This is a genomic window from Moorena sp. SIO4A5, from assembly GCF_010672005.1.
In the GTDB taxonomy this organism is placed as follows: Bacteria; Cyanobacteriota; Cyanobacteriia; order Cyanobacteriales; family Coleofasciculaceae; genus Moorena.
Map to the genome: position 1 here is coordinate 1 of NZ_JAAHHZ010000406.1, position 4,322 is coordinate 4,322.

Sequence of the window (4,322 nt, forward strand, 5' to 3'; positions counted from 1 at the left end):
CCAGATCCTGAAAAAAGGTAATTTAATCCAACCAGTGTCTTGATGCAAAGCGCTAGTGGTTTCCCCCATGAGCGACTGCATCGCTTCTGGCTTCTGCCTTGCTCTTAGGCATTTTAAATGCCTAAGAGCTTAACGGGAGCTAAAATCACTACCTGTGTACCACTACCGGATTTTGAAGCGATCGCCTGTCAATAGGAATCAACTTTTTGTAAATGTAAAGTTTTATTAATACATTCACCATTTCTGCGTTCTAAGTTATTGTTTACAATATAAATGAACTAGAGAAAAGCTAACTTTAAATTCATGTAACTTATAGTCTTGAGGGCTAAACCAGTCTTTATTTGTCTTTATAAAATCATTATCTAAACCATCAAAAATTATAACGGCTTCAATATCACTTTTATTTTTTGTATTCAAAATAGTTTTGTTTTGATATAATCCAAGAACGCTTTCCGGGTTGAGAAATTCCCAAATTTTTTCACTTTCTTTTAGTGTATCTGAATAAAAATTAGTCTTTTCTAACCCATAGGTTGCTATTAAAAACTTGTCTCTGTTAATAACGTGTTTAAGCACTGTTGGTAAACTTCCTGCAAGTACTTCATAACGCACGCGCGGATTAGCAACTATTAAAAGTTTGTCATTATTAGGAGTGCATAATTCAACTTGTTTCAAGAAATTATTCATGTACTTACTATCCTTTGCTTGTAGAGAGTACATATTCCAAACTAAGGGAACTCTATTTAACAGAATCACAACTAATATGGCTACTAGGGAAAGACTTAACCATTGAGAATAACGAGCAATATAAGACAAAACTTTTGCCAGAAAAAGGCAAGCTACTACAATGGCAGGAAATAAATAATAACCAGGATTTATTCCAGATTTAGAATAGAGCAAAATGTGAGGAGCTGCCGAAACCAATAGGAGTATCAAAAAAGGGGCAAACTCCCTGAGTGTAATTAAAATTGAATCTCGATTTAATTTGGTCAAAATTAGGGATAATCCTAAACCAATAAAAGCGATGACTAAATGGCTCTCTGTAAAAAAAACCTTGCTGGTTGATAAAATTGAATAAAATTTAAAGCTACTTTCATCTACTCCTGCATATCCCATCCCAGCAGTTCCCAAATAGAAAAGAATATAATAAATTTCTAAGACAAATGTAGAAGCTATAAATAGTAAAGGAAATTTATTATGCTTGATAGTTTGCCAAAGGGAATGTTGTCTTTCATATTTATATAAAAAAAGTTTACCAACCATTAATGTAGGAATAAAAATAATAAAAGATTCTTTACAAAGAGACATAACAATAGTCAATATAACAAAGACTACATTAGTAAATGCTTCATTATATTTCTCTTTACAACTTAGTCCCAAAAATACTAGTGATACCGATAGAAAAAACATTGCATAAGCCTCTGGAAGTGTTGGCCTTGTCCATATGTCGGATTGCCTTCCTAGCAAAGTTGATATCGAAAAAACAAATGCAATTAACAATGAAAAGTTCAATAATCTCCCAAATAGAAAAATAAAAAAAGTGGTCAAAGTTGCTAAGAGAGTAATATACGAATACCATAAGGTTGAATTAACTCCAAATAGTTTGGTTACCGTGACTAAATGAATGATATAAAAAGGCCTAAACCTATTTAAGCTTTTATCAATATTTATCCAAGTAGATACAGTTTCAAAAAATCCTTTAGTGCTTAAATCGTAAGAGACTTGAGGGATAAGATGATCGTCAATAAAATAACGAAAACCAGAGGTAATTAGTCCGGTTTGATAGGCTATACTAAAAAAAGTAATTAGCATCAATGCTAATACAATAAAATTGCTTAATAGTTTGCGGTTATTTAGAGTTTTAAACATAATTTAAACATAAACTGTATTAGTTCAACTTTAAAAGGTCTACAGCCATCTTCTTACTGTGAAGTGGTTTCAATACTCTAATACACGAGCTGACTTTTCACGGCATCTCTGACAATCCCTTCAGTCAAAGATTTCCCCCAAGGCTGATTCTCAATAATCTTAATTTCTAAGCATTTAGCCGTCAGCTATCAGCTATCAGCTAATGCGCTACGCGCACGCTGTCTTGATGCAGTCGCTCATGGGGGAAACCACGGCAGTCGCTCATGGGGGGAACCCCCAAGACCGCGCTGCCTCCCCAAGACCGCGCTGCATCGCTACTTGAGGTGCTTTTGAAGAAAACAGGTAAGCATTGGAATAATGCTGAGTTACTTCAGCTGACGGCACCTCAAGTAGCGTGAGCTTTTAGCTGACGGCTGACGGCTGACGGCTGAATACTTACTGTGAAATTAAAGGGAAGAGGAAACAGTCTGAAAAGTTAAGACATCTTGATTATAGTGACGGCGAAGTAACCAGCGTAAAGTAGGCTGGCTATCTTTGCTTGAATGGGGTTTTGGGTCTGTTGGTGCATTGGCAATGCCCACGAGTTACCGAGAAAACCAAAGTCTCCATAAATGTGAGAGTCTCTGACCGAATCCAGAATTGCAACGACTGCTAGCCTTTCATCGGTGTTAGCCAAGAATATACTATAAGCAATGGGAACAGAAGTGTTGAATCCAGTAATAAAAGTTTACAAAAATCCCTGATGTCTGTCTATCGTTATTATCAAGCACGGTATTATCAAGCACGGTATATTGTACTCTAGCAATCCTAAGTCATTTGTGGCTCTCCTAGACTAAGTAGGATCAATTACTAAAAAAGATGCCAATCTAAAAAAACTTTTTGGCGTTCCTGAATGGGGGTATGATTCCAGAAACGGGCGATCGCTAATTCCCAAATTACCCATAGTACTACATCATTTAAGCGAAACGGGAGGCATTGCTGCGGGGGGAGTTTCTCTCGTGGGAGCGATCCCCTAAACATAACGACATAATAGCTGCTAACTAGAGCAATCATTATACCTGATTTTTGCTTTAATAATTGTCTAAGTACCGCTATGTAAAGTTTTATTACAATCTGAAATATTTTTAGTGCTAACCTTTTAACATCTTCATATTAATACCGTTTTAAGGGTCTTTTTATCAATGGTTATTGAGGGTGATGAAAAATAAATTAATCAATTACCATATTTCTAATATTTGCTTGTTACTACTATCTCTGTTTTGCGTAGCATTACACTCATCTTTTGGTCGGCCAATTTGGATTGATGAGTTTTTACATTTTGCTTTCGGCAGCTATGAGACAACGGCTGAAGCTTGGAACGCTATCAGTCAGTCTATTCTAACGATTAATCATGGACAGACAGGCATTTATATGCTTATTAACTACTGGTTAATGCAGCTCTTTGGTGCTAACATCTTTTGGCTAAGATTTCCCAGTATTTTCTCTGGTTTGGTCTTGTTTTTAGCAGCAATTTATCTGTTCCGTCTTTGGGGCATGCCCTTTCTATGGCAAGTGATTGGTATTCTTGCTCTTTTTGATCAAACTCAGCTAATGTATTTTGTGGGTGAAGCCCGCCCTTATATGCCTTTAGTAACTGCTACGGTTTGTACCTTGGCCTATTACAGTACCCCTTTGCCCCAAAGAACCCGTCCTATTTTTACACTTTTTGGATTATTTTCTATTTTAATGGGCGTACTATTCCACCCTTACTTTTCTGTTTATTGGTTAGCAATTATTGTATTTACATACTTGCAAAAATTAATTCAAACTGGCAAAAAAATTTCCATTAACTCTGTCATTAAACATACGAATATTCCTCTTTGTGTCCTCGGCACAATAGTCTATTTTACTTTGGGATTATTAACTTGGTTACGAGGGCAGCCAGAGTTTACATTCGATCCTTTTTATTGGAGCAAAAAGGATGAGTTAATCACCACTTTTATAGGCTTCAGTCATTTTGAATTCTTACAAAAATTTTTAGAACCATTGCTTATTACCATTTTCGTAATTTTCTCAATTATTATAGTTTATCAAAAACTTAGGAAAGTTTATCTTAAAGAGCTCATCAGTCCTGTTTTTATAATAATTATAGCCTTGGGAATATCTATATTTTTCTCTTATGTCTCTTTTCGGAGTAACTATTGGATTCTACCAAGACAATGGGTAGCTTCAATCTCACTTGTTCCTTTGGCTTTTGTTTGGATTGGGTATATAATTTCACGACTTTTTTATAAAGTTCATATAATTCTAGCTTTTTCATGGATAATGCTTTGTTTTACTCCTATAGTGATTAAATTTCATGAAGTAGCTATTGATAATTATCAAGATATTAGAGAAAGGTTGGCTCAAATTTCGGTAATCTCAAAAGAATCTCAAGATTCGTTTGAGTATTTAGAGTCTATAGAATATTTTGAAAG

The 4,322-nt window shown here is 35.2% G+C and carries 3 protein-coding genes; 1 reads left to right on the forward strand and 2 read right to left on the reverse strand.

Annotated elements, in window-relative coordinates; all coding sequences use genetic code 11:
* Positions 1-255 precede the first annotated feature (255 nt).
* Together F6K57_RS37945 and F6K57_RS37950 are read right to left on the reverse strand one after the other, a co-directional pair.
* Positions 256-1,866: a hypothetical protein gene (locus F6K57_RS37945; protein WP_293063664.1), complete on the reverse strand. Its 1,611-nt coding sequence runs from the start codon at positions 1,864-1,866 to the stop codon at positions 256-258.
* A gap of 475 nt (positions 1,867-2,341) precedes the next feature.
* The gene (locus F6K57_RS37950) at positions 2,342-2,542 is read right to left on the reverse strand and encodes a hypothetical protein (RefSeq protein ID WP_143727796.1); all 201 of its coding nucleotides are present in this window, start codon (positions 2,540-2,542) and stop codon (positions 2,342-2,344) included.
* 521 nt (positions 2,543-3,063) lie between these two features.
* Between F6K57_RS37950 and F6K57_RS37955 the strand changes: the two genes are divergently transcribed.
* Positions 3,064-4,322: hypothetical protein (locus F6K57_RS37955; protein WP_293073620.1), on the forward strand; the 1,259-nt coding region annotated here is incomplete at its 3' end.

Coding starts and splice junctions, on each gene's coding strand:
- F6K57_RS37945 (WP_293063664.1), bottom strand. CDS start 1,866: ATGTTTAAAACTCTAAATAACCGCAAACTATTAAGCAATTTTATTGTA.